The organism is Pseudonocardia sp. N23 (assembly GCF_002583555.1).
In the GTDB taxonomy this organism is placed as follows: domain Bacteria; phylum Actinomycetota; class Actinomycetes; order Mycobacteriales; family Pseudonocardiaceae; genus Pseudonocardia.
In genome coordinates this window covers 338,089-354,956 of record NZ_BEGX01000052.1, presented here as the reverse complement: position 1 = coordinate 354,956, position 16,868 = coordinate 338,089, and the positions used below count along the sequence as shown (strand labels likewise).

The 16,868-nt window shown below is 74.4% G+C and carries 14 protein-coding genes; 5 read left to right on the top strand and 9 right to left on the bottom strand.

Translation table 11 applies throughout. The features are described from left to right. Positions 1–689: 689 nt before the first annotated feature. Positions 690–1,010, bottom strand: a complete 321-nt coding sequence (locus tag TOK_RS15200) for a hypothetical protein (RefSeq protein ID WP_098958490.1) — start codon at positions 1,008–1,010, stop codon at positions 690–692. Positions 1,011–1,484: 474 nt separating this feature from the next. Between TOK_RS15200 and murJ the strand changes: the two genes are divergently transcribed. Beyond that, positions 1,485–3,539 carry a murein biosynthesis integral membrane protein MurJ gene (gene murJ, locus TOK_RS15190; protein WP_098958489.1) on the top strand — a complete coding sequence of 685 codons (2,055 nt, stop codon included), beginning with the start codon at positions 1,485–1,487 and terminating at the stop codon, positions 3,537–3,539. Positions 3,540–3,687: 148 nt separating this feature from the next. On the opposite strand, the gene TOK_RS15185 is transcribed toward murJ, so the two are convergent. Beyond that, positions 3,688–4,767, bottom strand: a complete 1,080-nt coding sequence (locus TOK_RS15185; RefSeq protein ID WP_098958488.1) for a PA containing protein — start codon at positions 4,765–4,767, stop codon at positions 3,688–3,690. Between the two features lie 148 nt (positions 4,768–4,915). Here TOK_RS15185 and TOK_RS15180 point away from each other — a divergent pair, with 148 nt between their 5' ends. Continuing rightward, positions 4,916–6,004: an adenosine deaminase gene (locus TOK_RS15180; protein WP_098958717.1), complete on the top strand. Its 1,089-nt coding sequence runs from the start codon at positions 4,916–4,918 to the stop codon at positions 6,002–6,004. A 3-nt stretch (positions 6,005–6,007) separates the two neighbouring features. On the opposite strand, the gene TOK_RS15175 is transcribed toward TOK_RS15180, so the two are convergent. The 3 genes from TOK_RS15175 to TOK_RS15165 form a co-directional block, all read right to left on the bottom strand. Next, on the bottom strand, positions 6,008–7,324 hold the full coding sequence (locus tag TOK_RS15175) for a primosomal protein (RefSeq protein ID WP_098958487.1): 1,317 nt from the start codon (positions 7,322–7,324) through the stop codon (positions 6,008–6,010). A gap of 52 nt (positions 7,325–7,376) precedes the next feature. Beyond that, positions 7,377–8,249, bottom strand: a complete 873-nt coding sequence (locus TOK_RS15170; protein WP_098958486.1) for an alpha/beta hydrolase — start codon at positions 8,247–8,249, stop codon at positions 7,377–7,379. A 335-nt stretch (positions 8,250–8,584) separates the two neighbouring features. Continuing rightward, the gene (locus TOK_RS15165; RefSeq protein ID WP_098958485.1) at positions 8,585–8,821 is read right to left on the bottom strand and encodes a hypothetical protein; all 237 of its coding nucleotides are present in this window, start codon (positions 8,819–8,821) and stop codon (positions 8,585–8,587) included. Positions 8,822–9,226: 405 nt separating this feature from the next. Between TOK_RS15165 and TOK_RS15160 the strand changes: the two genes are divergently transcribed. Next, complete coding sequence (locus TOK_RS15160; protein ID WP_098958484.1) at positions 9,227–10,144, top strand: haloalkane dehalogenase; 918 nt, start codon at positions 9,227–9,229, stop codon at positions 10,142–10,144. Positions 10,145–10,174: 30 nt separating this feature from the next. Beyond that, complete coding sequence (upp, locus tag TOK_RS15155) at positions 10,175–10,801, top strand: uracil phosphoribosyltransferase (protein WP_098958483.1); 627 nt, start codon at positions 10,175–10,177, stop codon at positions 10,799–10,801. A 9-nt stretch (positions 10,802–10,810) separates the two neighbouring features. Here upp and TOK_RS15150 read toward each other — a convergent pair whose 3' ends face one another. After that, complete coding sequence (locus TOK_RS15150) at positions 10,811–11,410, bottom strand: TetR/AcrR family transcriptional regulator (RefSeq protein WP_098958482.1); 600 nt, start codon at positions 11,408–11,410, stop codon at positions 10,811–10,813. 139 nt (positions 11,411–11,549) lie between these two features. Here TOK_RS15150 and TOK_RS15145 point away from each other — a divergent pair, with 139 nt between their 5' ends. Beyond that, on the top strand, positions 11,550–12,296 hold the full coding sequence (locus tag TOK_RS15145) for a GDSL-type esterase/lipase family protein (RefSeq protein ID WP_098958481.1): 747 nt from the start codon (positions 11,550–11,552) through the stop codon (positions 12,294–12,296). Between the two features lie 31 nt (positions 12,297–12,327). On the opposite strand, the gene TOK_RS15140 is transcribed toward TOK_RS15145, so the two are convergent. From TOK_RS15140 to TOK_RS15130, 3 genes are read right to left on the bottom strand one after another with little or no spacing between them, the layout of a single operon-like run. Further along, positions 12,328–13,878 carry a phospho-sugar mutase gene (locus TOK_RS15140; RefSeq protein ID WP_098958716.1) on the bottom strand — a complete coding sequence of 517 codons (1,551 nt, stop codon included), beginning with the start codon at positions 13,876–13,878 and terminating at the stop codon, positions 12,328–12,330. Between the two features lie 26 nt (positions 13,879–13,904). After that, positions 13,905–14,708 (bottom strand): purine-nucleoside phosphorylase, encoded by an 804-nt coding sequence (locus tag TOK_RS15135; RefSeq protein ID WP_098958480.1) that lies wholly within the window; start codon positions 14,706–14,708, stop codon positions 13,905–13,907. Between the two features lie 35 nt (positions 14,709–14,743). Then, the gene (locus TOK_RS15130) at positions 14,744–16,507 is read right to left on the bottom strand and encodes a serine/threonine-protein kinase (protein ID WP_098958479.1); all 1,764 of its coding nucleotides are present in this window, start codon (positions 16,505–16,507) and stop codon (positions 14,744–14,746) included. Positions 16,508–16,868 lie beyond the last annotated feature (361 nt).

Sequence of the window (16,868 nt, the reverse complement as noted above, 5' to 3'; positions counted from 1 at the left end):
CGGCCTGGGTCTCCTGCGTCGCTCACTAGGTCCCGCACGACCTCCGCGGGGGCCGCGACGTCGTTGCTGCGTTCGTCCACGGGGACGCTCCTCTCGCCTGCCGCCCGTCCTCCCCGCGACGGACTCCCACGGTGTGACGGACACGCCACACCGTCGGGCGACGGTGCCGCCCGACGCCCGGTCCGGCACCATTGCCGGTGATGCGTGACGAGCCGAGCCCTGTTCCCGCGAGCGACCCCCACGCCGGGGGGCCGGTCGCGGACGACGACGCGCCCCCTTGTCGCGACCCACGCGCCGCCGCGACCGACGTCGCCGACGCCCGGCCCGACGAGCCCGAGGTGCCTCGCCCTCTGCCCGAGCGGGGCCGGGTCGAGCCGGGGCAGATCTTCTCCGGCCCGCACGCCCACCGCGACGCGCCGCCCGACCCGGGACCGCCGACCGTCCTGCACGACCCCGTGGGTCGCCCCCGCGACGACGGCCCGCCGACCGCAGTGGTCGGGCCCGCCGACGCCCCACGGCCCGCCGCACCCCAGGGCCTCCCGCCGGGCGCCACACCGCTGAACCCGCAGGCAGCCCGAGCGCAGGCCGCCCATGCGCAGGCTGCTCGTGCCCAGCCCCCGAGTGCCCAGCTCCCGAACGTCCAGCCCCCGAACGTCCAGCCCCCGAACGTCCAGCCCCCGAACGTGCCGTCACCGGTCGGCCGCTCGTCGGCGCGGCTGCCCGAGGTCGCGCCGGCGCCCCGCCCGCCCGCCGGTCCCGAGATCGAGGGCCCGCACACGCCGGACTCTGGTCGGCACGGTGCCGATCCGCGCGAGCAGGGCCGTCACGAGCAGGAGAGCCGGGATCCGGGACGGCACGAGACGCCACCGGAAGCACGCCGCCGCGACGCCCCTCTCGGGCCGTACCCGCCCGGTGATCCCCGCCGCGCGCTGTGGCCCGGAGGTGCCGGGCAGCCGGTACCGGTCCGGCGTGAGCAGGCGCAGGGCCCCGCGCAGCCGGGACCTGGACACCCGGGACCTGGACACCCGGGCCCTGGGCAGCCGGGCCCTGACCGCCCGAGCCTCGGGCACTCGCGTTTCGCGGAGCAGAACCCGAACCAGCGGTACGACGTTCAGCAGAACCCCGGTCAGTCAGGTCCGGGACAGCCGGGTCCGGGACAGCCCGGCCACGCGCAGCCGGGCCTCGGCCAACCCACCGCGGGCAACGCCGACCCCGCACAGCCGACCTCCGGCAGGCCCGCGCCCGGGCGGCCGGGCCCAGGCCCGGCCCCGGGCCTACAGCCAGGCTCCGGCCGGCCAGGCCCGGGACAGCCGGGGCCCGGCCGGCAGATTCCCGCCCGACAAGGGCAAGGCCACCCCGGCCAGCCCGGTCCGGCGCCTCATCCCGGCCAGGGTCACCCCGGACCGGGGCCCGGATCGGGACCGGGGCCCGGATCGGGACCGGGGCAGGGACCCGGGCCCGGACAGGGCCAGTTCCCTCAGGCCGTGACCCGCGGTCGCCCGCGTCGATACGACCCCCGCGACCCCGACTCACCTCCCGATCCCGGCCCCGTCCCGCCGCCGTGGCAGCGGGGCCCGGGTTCGGTGCCCGGCGCTGCCCTGCCGACGACCCCGCTCGTCCGCGGCGCCGACCTCCCGACCCTGCGCCCCCAGCCCATGCCCGGCGGCCTCTCGCCGGACCAGGCCCCGACCCAGCTGTTCTCGGGCGCGGAGCTGCGGGCAGCGGCGGCGCAGGACGAGGCGGCGATGCAGACGCGCATCGTCAGCGGCACAGGTGTGCGTGCGGCATTGCGGGCCGGTGCCGAGCCGGGTACCCAGGCCTACCCGTGGCTGGGTGACTCGCCGACCGAGCTCATCCCCGCGATCACCGACGACACCGAGCTGCTCACCCGGCCAGAGGCGCCCGCTCCGGCGCAGCCCAAGGGCCGGTCGCTGGGCCGGTCGACGGGCATGATGGCGATCGCGAGCCTGGTCAGCCGAGTCACGGGCTTCCTGCGGCAGATCGTGCTGGTCGCAGTGCTGTCGCTCGGCATCGTCAACAGTTCCTACACGGTCGCGAACACGCTGCCGAACATCGTCTACGAGCTGCTGCTGGGCGGCGTGCTGAGCAGCGTGATGATCCCGCTGCTGGTCCGCGCGCAACGCGACGACCCCGACGGGGGCGCCACCTACACACGCAAGCTGCTCACGGTTGCGGGCGTCGCGCTGCTGCTGGCGACGATCGTCGCGATGCTCGCCGCGGGCTTGCTGACCAGGTTGTACCTGGGTGGGGAGACGACGGCGACGGCCAACCCCGACTTGGCGACGGCGTTCGCATGGCTGCTGCTGCCACAGATCTTCTTCTACGGAATCGGCGCCCTGTTCGGCGCGGTGCTCAACAGCAAGGGCGTGTTCGGGCCGTTCGCGTGGGCCCCGGTGCTGAACAACGTCGTGGTGCTGGTGGTGCTGGGCGTGTTCGTGCTGGTGCCCGGCGAGATCAGCGTGAACCCCGTCGAGATGGGCAACACGAAGCTGCTGGTCCTCGGCATCGGGACGACGCTGGGTATCGCGGTTCAGGCGTTGATCCTGCTGCCGGCGCTGCGTCGCGTCGGGGTGTCGTTCAAGCCGTTGTTCGGCTGGGACCCGCGGTTGCGCTCGGCGGGCGGGCTCGCGATCTGGGTCGTCGGCTACGTGCTGATCGGCCAGGCCGGCTACATCGTGACGACGCGGGTCGCCGCGGCCGCGGACGGCGGTGCCGTCGCGATCTACAGCAATGCGTGGCTGTTGCTGCAGGTGCCGTACGGCGTGCTGGGCGTGTCGTTGCTGACGGCGTTGATGCCGAGGATGAGCAAGGCGGCCGCCGAGGGCCGCATCGACGACGTGGTGATCGACCTGTCGTTGGGCAGCCGGCTGTCGACGGTGTTCCTGGTGCCGATCTCGGCGTTGCTGACGGTGTTCGGCACCGAGGTCGGGGTGGCACTGTTCTCGCTGGGGCACGGCGACCGCGACGGCGGGGCGTCGACGCTCGGTGCGGCGCTGGCGGTGTCGGCGTTCGGGCTGCTGCCGTACGCGGTGACGTTGCTGCAGCTGCGGGTGTTCTATGCGCTGACCGACTCCCGGACGCCGACGATGATCCAGCTGGTGATCGTCGTCGTGAAGATCCCGATGCTGTTGCTGTGCCCGGTGCTGCTGCCGCCGCAGGACGTGGTGCTGGGACTGGCGGCGGCGAACAGCCTGTCGTTCGTGGTCGGCGCGATCGTGGGGCAGTGGCTGCTGGCCCGGCGCCTCGGCCACATCGCGACGGGCGAGGTGCTTCGCACGGTCGGGACGACGACGTTGTCGTCGGTGGTCGGCGCGATCGTCGCCTACGGGGTGGTGCTCGGGATCGGGCACCTGCTCGGCGGCTGGGGCGCGGGTGCGGGCAGCGCGTGGGCGCAGCTGGTGCTGGCGCTCGTCGTCGCGGCCCCGGTGATGCTGGCGATGCTGTGGGTGTTCCGGCAGCGTGAGCTGGAACCGGTGTGGCGGCGCCTCGGCGGCTCCCGCAGCCGCAGCCGGGCCTGATCAGCGGTCGACGACGGTCCCCAGCGCAACCTCACGGTCGTCGGACGCGCGCCGGACAGCAGTGAGGTTGCGCCCGGTCGTGCGGCCCCGGAACGCCGACGGCCGGCACCCCGCTGGGGTACCGGCCGTCATCACGACGCAGCGGGACTCAGTCGTCCGGGTCGTCGGTCACCGTGTCGGCGGCCGAGGCGCCGTTGGGCGACTTCACCGCGGCCTTGGCCCGGTGGTTGTTGCTGCGCCGGGCGGTCGGGCGCGGCGGCGGCGGGGGCGTCTGCATCTGCGAGCTGCCCCGGCCGAGGATGAGCTCGGCGAAGGTGGCCATGGCCTCGTCGAGCTGACCGGCGTTGCGCCGCTCGGACTCGCCGTTGGCGCGCACCACGAGCTCGGTGACCGCGGCGGTGTCGGGCCGGTCGCCCAGCGCCGACTCGAGCGCACCGAGCTTGTTCTCGACACCGCTGCTCAGCGACGACAGCGCGCCGGTGAGAGCGTCCTCGACGGTGTCGATGCGGCCGGCGACGGCCTCGAGGCGCTCCGCGAGGGTCTCCAGACGCTCGGTGAGGCCGGACAGCGCCGGGGTGTGGTCGACCTGCGGCCGCGAGGCCAGGTCCTCCAGACGACGGTGCAGGCCAACGCTGGTGTCGCCGAGGAGGTTGCGGACGCCCTCGTTGTTCTCCTCGACCGAGCGCAGTGCGCCGTCGAGCTGCTCGCGCACCATGCGCTCGACGCCGTCGACGCGCTCCTTGATCGGGGTGGCGACGGCGTTGGGCATCGCGTCGAGACGCATCTCGTGCCGGTCGAGCCGGTTGTCGAGGTCGTCGAGGCGCTTGTGGAGGCCGCCGAGCCGGTCGTCGAGGCCGTCCATGCGGCCCGAGACACCCTCGAGGCGCCCGGCCATCCCGTCGAGACGGCCGTCGAGCTGGGCGAACGGCTTGGCCAGCTTGTCGGGGAGCGACTCGATCGCGCGCACCACGGTGGCGAGAGCGGCGTCCTGTGCGTCGAGCTTGGCGACGGTCTCGTCGAGTCGCTCGGCCAGCACGCTGACCTCGGTCCGGTCGGGCAGCTCGGTGAGCCGCTTGCGAACGGTGCCGATCGCGTCGAGTGCGGTGAGCCGGGCGTGGATCTCGTCGAGGGAGTCGAAGATCTGCTGCTGCTCGCTGTCGCGGATCTCGGCAGCACGCATGAGCATGCCGCGCATCCGGTCGAACGACAGGGTGGTGTTATCGCTCATCGATGGTGCTTCCTCTGAGCCGGATGGGGGAGCTGAACAGAGCGTAGCGACTGGCCCATTTAGCTCGACAGGGAGTCACCGTTGGGCCGTTCGGGCGTCTCCTCACGCCCGTTCCGGGGAGCGGACCGCCGGGTATAGCGTGGCCGGCGTGCCCGCGCCCCTGAGCCCGGAGAACATCCGAACCGCCCCTAAGGTCCTGCTCCACGATCACCTGGATGGCGGTTTGCGGCCATCCTCGATCGTCGAGCTGTCCGATGCCGTCGGCTACCGGTCACTGCCGACGCGTGATCCCGGCGAGCTCGCCGAGTGGTTCCTCGGCGCCGCTCACAGCGGCTCCCTGGAGCGCTACCTGGAGACGTTCGGCCACACCGTCGCGGTGATGCAGACGGCGGAGTCCCTGCACCGTGTCGCGGCCGAGTGCGCGGAGGACCTGGCGGCCGACGGTGTGGTCTACGCCGAGGTGCGCTTCGCCCCGGAGCTGCACACCGAGCAGGGGCTCGACCTCGACCAGGTCGTGACGGCGGTGCTGGAGGGCTTCGCGGCGGGCACGGCGCGGGCGGGCGCTGCGGGACGGTCGACGCGCATCGGCTGCCTGCTGACGGCGATGCGGCACGCGGCGCGGTCGCGGGAGATCGCCGAGCTGGCTGTGCGCCACCGCGACGCCGGGGTCGTCGGCTTCGACATCGCGGGCGCGGAGAAGGGCTTCCCGCCCACCCGTCACCTCGACGCCTTCGAGTACGTCCGCCAGCAGAACGCGCACGTCACGATCCACGCGGGCGAGGCGTTCGGGCTGCCGTCGATCTGGGAGGCCATCCAGTGGTGCGGGGCGCACCGCCTGGGTCACGGGGTGCGCATCGTCGACGACATCTCCGTCGGCAACGACGGCCTGCCTGCGCTGGGCCGGCTGGCCGCGTTCGTCCGGGACACCCGCATCCCGCTGGAGATGTGCCCGACGTCGAACATCCAGACCGGGGCGGCGGAGTCGATCGCCGAGCACCCGATCGGCCTGCTCACGAAGCTGCGCTTCCGGGTCACGGTGAACACCGACAACCGGCTGATGTCGGGCTGCACGATGACCTCGGAGCTGGCGACGCTCGTCGACACCTTCGGCTACGACTGGGCCGACATCCAGTGGTTCACCGTCAACGCCATGAAGTCGGCGTTCATCGGGTTCGACGAGCGCCTCGCCCTGATCAACGACGTCATCAAGCCGGCGTACGCCGACCTGCAGCGTTAGGGGTCAGACCGGCCGCAGCCGCGACCGCACCCGCTCGACCAGCGCCGCGAACCGCGCGGACTCCACGTCGAACGGCGGGCTCGGCGCGAGCCGCGTCGGGTCGGGCCGGATCACGAACGACACCAGCCAGCCCAGGCTCTCCGACTCCGCGAACTCCTCGCGCGGGATCGGGTCGCCCGCCCAGTCGCCGATGTCGATCATGAGTTCGACGGCCAGGTCGAGCTGGGTGGGGTCGACGGTGAGGGTGCCGTCGGCGATGTCGTCGGCGATCCCGGCGAGGATGTAGGTGTTGAGCTCGTCGACCTTCACCTCGAGCTCGCCGACGGACGCCTTGTCGAGGACCTCGTCCCACGTCGACGCGCCGGCGATGTCGTTGTCGGAGTCGCTGCGGTCGGCGTCGGCGAGGTGCCGGGCGAGCGCCCGTTCGCTGGTGAAGACGTCGATGCGGCCCTCGGAGCCGAGGAACACGGGATCGTCGCCGAGGTAGCAGCGCAGCGTCACGTACTCGACATCGGCCAGCACGATGCGGATCGGGTCGATGCCGACGTTCTCCCAGAAGGTGGGCTCGCGCTCGGCCTCCTGCTCGGCCTCGTCGTCGTCGACCTGGTCCTCGATGGCCTCCTCGACGGCGTCGTCCTCGAGCTCGCGCTCGTCCTCGTCGTCCTCGGACGAGCCGGGGTGCTCCGAGCGGACCGTCGCGACGGCCGCTGCCTCGCGCTCGGCGAGCCGCTCGGCCTCGACGGTCGCCGCTGCGAGTGCCTTCTCGTCGACCTCCGGGGTGGCGACGACGGCGTCGAGCGCATCGATCACCTCGTCCCAGCGCTTGGCGACGGTCGCGACGAGCTTGCTCCAGAGCCGGTCGCCCTCACGGCCGGTGAAGGGCAGCGTGCCCTGCTGCAGCATCGCGAAGCCGGGGGTGGAGTCGAGGATCGCGGTGACCTTCTCGAGCCCGCAGACGTCGGCGATCGAGGTGATCATCGTGATCGTCTCGGCGAGGTCGCCGATCGTCCACGTGTCGGGGTCCTGCGCGACGACCTCGGGCACGCCGACGATGTCGTAGACGTGGGTGTCCTCGGGGGTCAGCTCGGCCACGCTCAGCTCGGGCACGACGCCCCACGCCGGGTGGTCGACGAGGTCGTGTCCCTCGGCCGTCCGTACGAACGCGGCGAGCTGCGCGACCTCGGGGAACGCGAACAGGTTGTCCTCGTCGCCGAGGAACGCCTCCCACTCCTCGCCGTCCTCGCGCCATTGCGGCGCCCAGAGCGTCACGAGGTCACCTGCGGTGAGGGACAGCCGGACCGGGACGATGTCGCTTGCCACGCGCCGGAGGATAGCCGCGACGGCTGAGACGTTCCTGATCAGAGCCGTGTCGTTACCCGAGTGCGGTCAGGGTGGCCGCGCGGATGCGTTCCTGGGCGTCGGCGTGGTCGATGCCGGGGGCGCCGTCACCGGGCTGCGGGCCGTAGTCGCCGAAGTCTGCGTGCACCGCACCGGGCACGGCCACGAACCGCGTGGACGGTGGCAGCGACGCCTTCGACTCGTCGACGTCGGCGGGTGTGGTGAGGCCGTCGGCGGTCCCCGACACGGACGTGACGGCGAGACCGGTCCGCCCGGCCAGGCTTCCCGACGGGTAGGACGCCCACAGCACGAGCCCGGCGGCGCGGGAGCCGGGCGCGGCGGCGTAGTCGGCCGCGGCCACCCCGCCCATGGAGTGCCCGCCGACGACCCAGCGCCCGATCTCGGGATGCGCCGAGACGACGGCGGCCGCCTGCGACGGCTGCAGCAGGGCGAGCCCCAGCGGCGGCTTCACGATGACGACGAGGTGCCCTGCGGCCGCGAGCGGACGCAGGATCCCCACGTAGGCGCGCGGATCGACCCGGGCGCCGGGATAGAAGACGAACCCGCTGCCCGTGGCCTGCCCGGGTGGGCGCAGCTCGATCGTCGACGTCAGGTCCGCGACGTCGGGACCCGTGGCGGCGTCGGCCGCCGTCGCGGGGAACGGGCGCAGCCAGCCGGCCGCGACGGCCGCGAGGACGAGCACGATCGCCGGCACGGTCCGTGCCGCACGGTTCCAGCCACCCCTGTCGCGCCGTCGCCGGGCACGCGTCGACCAGGCCAGCATCGTCACGCCCGCGACGGCGAGGGCGACGAGCAGCCAGGTGTAGGCGGGGTTGCCCGCCGCGACGGTGGTCCACCGGCTCACCGCCACCCAGGCGGCGACACCGACGGCGCCGAGCCCCGCCACGACCGCACCGAGCCGCCTGGGTACTGGGAGGCGGCGACGGACCCGCGGCGTCGCGGTGGTCGTGGGTTCCCCGGCGCGCACGAGGTCACCGCCGTCCGCGGGTGAGGTGCGGTGCGACGGTGCGCTGTCGCGCGAGGGAGGACGGGTGCACGGTCCGCGGGTACGGCGGCGGGACCGGGGCCCGTCGCGCGGAGTCCGTGCTGGTCACACGGGCGAGTCTAGGACGGCCGGCCCGATGGGGCCGGTGGTCCGCCGCCCGGCGCGTCCCTGGTGCGCCGAGCGGCCCGCGTGTGCGAACCGGTGGTGGAGCGGGGTGGAGCAACCGCGGGGACGGCTCAGGTGGTGCTGTGCAGACGGACGACGCCCACGGTCACGTCCTCCAGACCGCCGCGGTCGAAGTCGCGGCGGAGCTGGTCGGCCTTGATCGTCGCGGTCAGCCCGTCGAACGGGCCGTGCGCGTCGACCTCGCCTGTCTGCGGGTCCACAGCGAGCACGACGTATCCGTCGCACTGCGTGAGCTTCTCGGCAGCAGCGACCAACGTCGCCTCGTCGGAAGTCGAGTTCTCCGGCACCGGATCACCTCCTAGTCATCTAGTACAGCGTCGGCGGAGGCTCTGGCGTGACACCGTTCCGGGCTTACCACCCGTTCGGGTCAGGTGATTCCCCAGCTTGGACACGGATCGTGCAGAAGTGGGGACGGAGTGCTCACGAACCGGAATCGACGGTGGATCCCGCCGGAATCCACGGCGCGGTCGGTCACGGTGCGCGTCGGTGGCGCCGGTCACGCCCCGCCGGGGTTCGCGCGGCGACGGAGCGTGTCCTGTCCGGGCGCCCCGTGCGGCGGCGGCAGGGCCGCCCGGGATCGTGGCGCCATCCTCGGGGTGCCGTCGTGATCACGGCACGTGGTGCTTGAACGGTCCACGACCTCGCAGCCCGTCCACGGCCCGCTGCGGCCCCGGTGGGGGCAGGATCGGGCCATGCGCGTCCTCCGCACCCCCGACGACCGTTTCGGCGACCTCCCCGGCTTCCCGTACCCGCCGCACCACACCGACGTCCCGGACGGCGACGGCGGCACGCTGCGGATGGCGTGGGTCGAGGACGGCCCCGCCGACGGGCCTGTCGTCCTGCTGCTGCACGGCGAGCCGAGCTGGTCGTTCCTGTACCGGACGATGATCCCGGTGCTCGCGGCCGCGGGCCTGCGGGCGGTCGCGCCCGACCTCGTCGGGTTCGGCCGCTCCGACAAGCCCACCGGGATCGCCGACCACAGCTACGCCAGGCACGTCGAGTGGACCCGCGCGCTGGTCGCGGACGTGCTCGACCTCCGCGACGTCACGCTCGTCGGGCAGGACTGGGGTGGGCTGATCGGGCTGCGGCTGCTCGCGGCCGACCCGGACCGCTTCGCGGGCGTCGTCGCGGCCAACACCGGCATGCCGACGGGCGACCACGACATGCCCGAGGTCTGGTGGCAGTTCCGCAGGGCCGTCGAGAGGTCGGGGGCGGCCGGGCGCCTCGACGTGGCGCGGCTCGTGCAGTCCGGCTGCCGCACCCCGTTCACCGACGACGTCCGCGCGGCCTACGACGCCCCCTTCCCCGACCAGGCGTACATGGCCGGGCCGCGGGCGATGCCGCTGATCGTCCCCACCCGGCCCGACGACCCGGCGACCGAGGCCAACCGCGCGGCCTGGGAGGTGCTGCGGACCCTCGACGTGCCGTTCGTCTGCGCCTTCAGCGACGGCGACCCGATCACCGCGTCGATGGAACCGGTGCTGCGCGCGACGATGCCGGGCGCGGCGGGCCGGGAGCACCCGACGATCACCGGCGCCGGCCACTTCCTGCAGGAGGACGCCGGGCCCGCGCTCGCGGCGGTCGTCGTGGACCTGGTGCGCACCCTGTGAGTGGCCGGCCGACCGCTAGCCTCCCCGGTCATGGACGTCCGGGTCGTCGATCATCCGCTGGCCGCCGCGCGGCTCACCGTGCTGCGCGACCGCGACACCGGCGACGCCGCGTTCCGCGCGGCCCTGCACGAGCTGAGCCTGATGCTCGTCTACGAGGCGACGCGTGACCTCCCGTTGCGCACCGGCACGGTGTCGACGCCGCTGACGGAGACGGCCGGCTGGACCGTGGCGGCGCCACCGCTCGTGGTCCCGGTGCTGCGCGCGGGGCTGGGCATGACGGAGGCGGCCCGGACGCTGCTGCCGGAGTCGGCCACCGGGTACGTCGGCGTGGCCCGCGACGAGGTGACCCACCAGCCGCTGCCGTATCTGACGTCGCTGCCCGAGTCGCTGGCCGCGACACCGGTGCTGGTGCTCGACCCGATGCTCGCGACGGGCGGCTCGCTCGTCCACGTGCTGGGCCTGCTCACCGCTCGCGGCGCCACCGACGTGACCGTCGTCTGCGTGCTCGCGGCGCCGGAGGGGGTCGCCCGGCTCGAGGCGGAGGCGCCGACGATCCGGCTGGTCGTCGGATGCGTCGACGAGCGTCTCGACGACCGCGCGTTCATCCTCCCGGGCCTCGGTGACGCCGGGGACCGTCAGTTCGGGACCGGCGGCTGAGCCGGACGCTCAACCGCCCCAGCCGGCCACGGTGGCGCGCAACACCGTCTCGAAGACGACCTTCACGTCGTCGGCGCACCCCGGGCCGACGCCGCGCAGCTCCGCCGACGTGAGCCCGTGCAGGGTCGCCCAGACCGCCAGCGTGACCGTCTCCGGCTCGGCACCCGGGCGCAGCCGGCCCGCGGCGGCGGCCCGGTCGGCGGCCCGGCGCAGCGGCGCGAACGCCTGCGCCGACGACCGGTCGCCCTCCCGGACGCCGGGCGCCGGCGCGTCGACCGGCGCGCCGAACATGACGTCGTAGAGGCGTGGGTCGGCCAGCGCGCTGTCGCGGTACGCCAGCCCCAGGGCGACGAGATCCTCGACCGGGTCGTCGGTGGTGCGCACCCGCTCCAGGTGCGCGGCGAGGCGGCGGAACGCCTCGTCGACCAGCGCGGTGAGCAGCGCGGGCTTGCCGCCGAAGAGCGAGTAGACGGCCGTGGTGGAGGTGTCGGCGTCGGCGGCCAGCCTGCGCAGGCTGAGTGCGTCGAGACCCTGCGTGGACAGCGTCTCGCCCGCCTGTTCGAGCAGCCGGGCGCGGAGCGCCTCGTCGTGCACCTTCGGACGCGGCATCCCGCCACGCTACGCACCACCGTTTCCTGTCGCTCGTCCTGGCACGCCGCCCCCCGCGTGACCTGCGCGTAACGCATGCGTCCCGGCGCGCGAGATCCCGCGGGAGCCGCGCGACGGCTGCCGCGAATCGGGGGATGCGGTGAAGGTCAGGAACAGGGTCCGGCTGGTGCTCGGGCTCATCGCGATCCTGGTGGTGGGGGTCCTGCTGCCGGCCGACCACTCCGGCGACGAACCGGTGGGGGTCCGGATCGCCACGGCCAAGCCTGTCGTCCCGCTGCGCGTCATGCCGCTGGGGGCGTCGAGCACCGAGGGGATCGGCAGCCCGTCGACGGCGGGGTATCGCGGCCCGCTGTACCGGATGCTGCAGCGCGACGCGATCAACGTCGACTACGTGGGCTCGCTGCGGTCGGGCCCGTCGTGGCTGCAGGACAGGGACAACGAGGGCCACTCGGGCTGGACGTTGGCCATGCTCGCCCCGAAGGTCGACGCCTGGGTGCGCGCCGCGCAGCCCGACGTCGTCATCCTGCACGCCGGCACGAACGACCTCGGCCAGGGGGTGTCCGGCGAGCTCACCGCACGGCGTCTCGACGACGTGATCGGCAAGGTCGTCGCCGCAGCCCCGCACGCGCACGTGATCGTGGCCGGGGTGTGGGCGCCGCTGCCCAAGGCCCGCACCGCCCGCGACAGGCTCGCCGCGCTCACGCCGGTCATCGTCGGGAAGTACCGGATCCAGGGCCACTCGGTCGACTTCCTGGACACCTCGACGCTCCTGGCGCCCGGCCAGCTCCACGACGGCCTGCACCCCAACACCGCGGGCTACGTGCGGATCGCCGCGATGTTCGACGGCGAGATCCGGCAGTGGCTGGACACCCGCGCCGCAGCCTGACCGCTGTGAGCGGCGATGGTCGCCGGGGCGACTACCGCCACTCACGGGTCTCGGTCGCCAGCGCCTCCAGCTGCGCGGACGCACGCGCCCGGGCCGCGGTGACGTCGGGACCCGGTTCCTCGACGACCTCCAGGTACGTCTTCAGGATCGGCTCGGTGCCCGACGGCCGCACGACGACCCGCGCTGCCCCCCGGCGGAGGACCAGTACATCGGGAGCCGGCCGCTCGACGTCCCAGCCCCCGGGCGGCGTGGAGAACACCGCAGGCAGCCCGCCACCGGTGAACGGGACCGTGACCTGCGCGGTCGCGTGCACGCCGTACGTGGCGGCCAGCTCGTCGAGCCGTGCGGGCAGCGACGACCCGGTGGCCCGCAGCGTCGCGGCCAGGTCGGCGGCGACGACGGTCGTGGCGATCCCGTCCTTGTCGCGCACCGCGTCCGGGTCGACGCAGTACCCCAGCGCCTCCTCGTAGCCGTAGACGAGCCCCGCACCGGCGCGGACGATCCACTTGAACCCGGTGAGCGTCTCGGCGAACCGGGCCCCGCGCGCCGACGCGACGGCCCGCAGCATCGACGACGACACGACCGTCGTGGCGACCAGCGGGTCGGGGTGCCGGCCGGTGCGCAGCAGATGCTCGCCCAGCACGGCGCCGGTCTCGTCGCCGCTCAGCATCCGCCACCCGGCCGGCTCCGCGACGCCGAGCGCGCACCTGTCGGCGTCCGGGTCCAGCGCGACGGCGAGGTCGGCGTCCACGTCGGCGGCCAGCGCGAGCAGCGCGTCCGTGGTGCCGGGATGCTCGGGGTTGGGGGAGCCGACCGTCGGGAAGTCGGGGTCGGGCACGGCCTGCGCCGCGACGACGTGGACGTCGGTGAACCCGGCCAGAGCGAGCGCCTGCACGGCCGCCGCGCCGCCGACGCCGTGCAGCGGGGTGAGCGCGATCCGCAGCCCCCGCGCAGCACCCCTGGGCAGGGCGGCGACGCGCTCCAGGTACTCGGGCAGCGGGTCAGCCGAGCGGACGGGTCCGTCGGCGCGGATCGCGACGGCCGCGCCCGCCGCCGCGGCCAGCTCCTCGATCTGCGTGTCCACGGGCGGGACGAGCTGCGCGCCGTCGCCGAGGTAGACCTTGTACCCGTTGTCCGACGCCGGGTTGTGCGACGCCGTCACCTGCACCCCGGCCACCGCTCCCAGGTGCCGCACCGCGAACGCCAGCAGCGGTGTCGGGCTCGCGCCGGGCAGCGCGACGGCGTCGAACCCCGCCGCGCCGAGCACCCCGGCCACCGCCGCCGCGAACGCGACCGACCCGTGCCGGGCGTCCCGCCCCACGACGACCGTCCCACCGCCGTGGCCGTTGCGCCGCAACCACTCGGCCAGCGCCGCCGTGGTGCGTACGACGACGGCCACGTTCATCCCCGCGGGCCCCGCGCGCACCGGCCCGCGCAGCCCCGCGGTGCCGAACCGCAGCGGCGACCGCATCAGGTCGGCCAGCTCGTCGTCGGCGCCGGGCACACCGGCCATCGCCGAGGCGACCAGCTGCTGCAGCGACGCCCGGGTGGCGGGGTCGGGGTCGTCGGCGATCCAGCGCATCGCCGCGTCGCGCACGGCCCGCGGGGTCACGAGCGGGAGATCAGCTCGCGCAGCAACGGGCCTGTGCGGGTGGCGGCCGCGTCGCCCGCGGCGAGGACCTCCTCGTGGTTCAGCGGCTCACCGGACATGCCGGCGGCCAGGTTCGTCACCAGCGACAGCGCGAACACCTCGGCGCCCTCCGCGGTCGCGGCGATGGCCTCCAGCACCGTGGACATCCCGACGAGGTCGGCGCCCACCGTGCGCAGCATCCGGATCTCGGCGGGCGTCTCGAAGTGCGGGCCCGGCAGGCCTGCGTAGACGCCTTCGCCCACCCCGGGCGCCAATGCCCGGGCCAGCGCGCGCAGCCGCGGTGAGTACAACGTCGTCAGGTCGACGAAACGGGCTCCGACCAGCGGGGACCGGGCCGTCATGTTGATGTGGTCGGAGACGATGACGGCGTCGCCGACGGCCATTCCCTCGCGGATCCCGCCCGCCGCGTTGGTGAGCAGCACCGTGCGGCAGCCGGCGGCGACCGCCGTCCGAACACCGTGCACGACGGCGTCGACCCCGTGGCCCTCGTAGAGGTGGGTGCGGCCCAGCATCACCAGCGCGCGGCGCCCGTCGACGTCGACCGAGCGGACCGTGCCGGCGTGCCCCGCGGCCGTCGGTGGCACGAACCCGGGGAGGTCGGCCATGCCGATCTCGGCGTCCGGCGGGCCGACGAGGTCGGCCGCGGGCCGCCAGCCCGACCCGAGGACGAGCGCGACGTCGTGTGACCCGACCCCGGTCGCCGTCGCCAGCGCCGCGGCCGCGGCCTGCGCCTGCGCGGCGGGATCGCCCGGGGTGCCCATGCAGGCAGGGTAGATCAACGTGGGCCGGGGGCCCGTCAGGCGCCGGTGACGGTGAACCCGCGCGCGATGGCGGTGAACAGGTCGGCGGACGTGGTCTGTGCCGAGTCGCCCGGGATGCTCAGCCGCAGCTCCCACACCCCGTCGGTGCCGGGGACGATCCGCAGCCACGTCGTACGGTCCTGAGATCCCGACGTCGTGCGGTACACCGTCTGCTGCACGCCGGCCGACGTCCCCGCGACCGGGGCGGCGGGGTCGGCACTCACGGTGTCGACGCCCAGCCCGTCGGCGGTGAGCCCACCGAGGACCGCGTCGGCGGTCGAGCCGCGCTGCACCGACAGCTCCTCCGAGCCGTCGGGGCTGACGAAGCGGACCCCGGTGGTCCCCGCGGCGTCGTAGCGGTACTGCGCCCACGTCTCCGGGACCTCGACGGAGAAGCCCAGCAGATCGGTGTGCGGCACCATCGGCGCGCGGTCGGTCGTGACGGTGACCGTCGACATCGGCGACTGCCCCGCGATCGACCGCGTCGCCGCCCACCCGCCCGCGGCACCGAGCAGGACGACGATGGCACCGGCGACGACCAGCGGCGCCGCCCACCAGCTCGGCATCTCGCGGGTCGCGGCGACCGCGGCCGTCTGCCGGCGTGACGCCTGCACGCCCGTCGTCGCGACCGGGGCCGGCCGCGGCGGCGCGGCCGGCCCGTGGCCACTGCTCTCGAGGGCGCCCTGCCGGGCGAACGTGCCCGACTCGTGGGGCGGTCGCAGGCCCGGGAAGCTGCCCGGTGCCGCGGCGAGCGGCGTGGAGCCCCCCGCCGGGATCGGACCCGACGCCGACACCCGCGGGCGGGGCAACGGCACCCCGGTCGACGGGGCGGGGTCCGGCACATCCGCAGGCTCCGGCCCGCGGATGTGCGCCGGCACCGCGGAGACCGTCGGCGAGTCGGGCGACCCCGGGTACAGCGGGTCGTCCGGGTCGGCGATCAACGGCCGCAGCCGGTTGCGGACCTCGTCGAGCGGCATGCGCTGCAAGGGGTCCTTGACCATCAGGGCCGCGATGACCTCGGACACCGGGCCGGCGTCGCGGGGACGCGGCACGTCGCCGTCGACGACCTCGGTGATCGTCGAGACGGGATCGCCCCGCACGTCGTAGGGTGGGCGGCCCTCGATGGAGGCGAACAGCGTCGCCCCCAGGCCCCACAGGTCGGCGGCCGGGGTGACGGGCGCGCCCGCGGCGACCTCCGGCGCGATGTAGGCGGGGGAGCCGAGGACGAGCCCGGCGGTGGTCATCGGCGCGTCGGCGGAGTTGCGGGCGATGCCGAAGTCGGTGAGCTTGACGCGGCCGTCGTCGGCGACGAGGACGTTGCCGGGCTTGACGTCGCGGTGCGTGATGCCGGCCCGGTGCGCGGCCCGCAGCGCGCCCGCGGTGGCGTAGCCGACGACTGCGGCCTGCTGGGCGTTGAGCCGGCCCTGCTCGCCGATCATCGTCGCCAGGTTGTGCGACGGCAGCATCTCCAGCACGACGAGCGGCGCGCCGTCGACGTCGACCACGTCGTAGACGGTGATGATGTGCGGGTTGGACAGGCCGCCCAGTGCGCGCGCCTCGCGCAGCATGCGCTCACGCATCGCGAACGCCTCACGCTCGGGGATGCCGAGCGGGACCTTGAGCTCCTTGATGGCGACGGCACGGCGCAGCACCTCGTCGTAACCGCGCCACACGGTGCCCATCGCGCCACTGCCGAGCTGCGCGGACAGGGTGTAGCGGCCGCCGACGCGACGCTCGCCGTCCTCTACGGGGCTCGACACCCGCCCATTGTCGCCGCACCCCGCCGACACCGGACGAGCAACCCCCGATCGGCCGCCGGGCCGATGACGCACCGTGACAGCCGTCTGACGGTACGCGAGGGATCCATCCGGCCCACCGGTCGTCGGGCAGGCGGCCGGTCCCTGTGGTGCGACGAACTGTCGGCGCGGCCGTCGCGGCGCGGTGAGCGGCCCGAATGCAGTGGTGGGTGAGGACGATCACCCGGGATCCGGTCGCCGGCGTCGCCGAGCGGCGACCCTTCGCCCGCCCGCAGCAGACCGGCGACCCCTCGCCGCGCATTTCGGCATCGTGCCGACTTTCCGTTGGTGAACCGCCGACCGGGTGAGGACTATGAGTCGATGG

Bases quoted from the DNA above. Each gene is read 5' to 3' on its own strand.
- TOK_RS15185 (WP_098958488.1), bottom strand. From the start codon at position 4,767: ATGAGCGATAACACCACCCTGTCGTTCGACCGGATGCGCGGCATGCTC.
- TOK_RS15160 (WP_098958484.1), top strand. From the start codon at position 9,227: ATGCGCGTCCTCCGCACCCCCGACGACCGTTTCGGCGACCTCCCCGGC.
- upp (WP_098958483.1), top strand. From the start codon at position 10,175: ATGGACGTCCGGGTCGTCGATCATCCGCTGGCCGCCGCGCGGCTCACC.
- TOK_RS15150 (WP_098958482.1), bottom strand. From the start codon at position 11,410: ATGCCGCGTCCGAAGGTGCACGACGAGGCGCTCCGCGCCCGGCTGCTC.
- TOK_RS15140 (WP_098958716.1), bottom strand. From the start codon at position 13,878: ATGCGCTGGATCGCCGACGACCCCGACCCCGCCACCCGGGCGTCGCTG.
- TOK_RS15135 (WP_098958480.1), bottom strand. From the start codon at position 14,708: ATGGGCACCCCGGGCGATCCCGCCGCGCAGGCGCAGGCCGCGGCCGCG.